The organism is Mesorhizobium sp. M7A.F.Ca.US.014.04.1.1 (genome assembly GCF_003998745.1).
GTDB lineage: Bacteria > Pseudomonadota > Alphaproteobacteria > Rhizobiales > Rhizobiaceae > Mesorhizobium > Mesorhizobium ciceri.
Genome location: NZ_RZRW01001435.1, coordinates 1 through 479, shown reverse-complemented (window position 1 = coordinate 479; position 479 = coordinate 1). Strand labels below are relative to the sequence as shown.

Here is a 479-nt window from a genome sequence, read left to right as displayed (position 1 = left end):
CGTCACCGCATGGCGGTCGCGCGGCAGGACGTCGGCATAGGCGCCGCGTATGGCGCCGGCGATCAGCTTGTCGCGCACCGGGCGGCCGTTCACATAGGCATATTGCTGCAGCGCGTTGGCGCGGGTGAAGGACGGGATCGACGCGTGGCCGGTCAGATGCACGCCATCGCGCATCGCGTCGAGGGCAATCGAATTGTCGGGAAAATCGGTGCCCATCACCTGGGCGACACGACGCAGGCTGCCTTCCGCGCTGTCGTCCGCCGCCGGCAATTCCAGTGTCGAGCGGTCCGAGCCGGCCAGCGTGAAGCGCACGGCGGGGAAGGCGATGGCGATGCGCTTGACCACATCGCTGGTGGCCGAGCTTTCGGCGCGCTCGCCCTTCATGAACTTCAATCGGGCCGGCGTTGCGAAGAACAGGTCGCGCACCTCGACCGTGGTGCCGCGATTGGCCGCCGCCGGCCTGACAGGCAGGACGCGGC

1 pseudogene is annotated in these 479 nt (G+C 68.9%); it reads right to left on the bottom strand.

Going from position 1 to position 479, the window contains the following annotated elements:
- Positions 1-479 (bottom strand): annotated as a pseudogene (locus EOA22_RS36965) (DNA mismatch repair protein MutL); the annotation flags it as partial.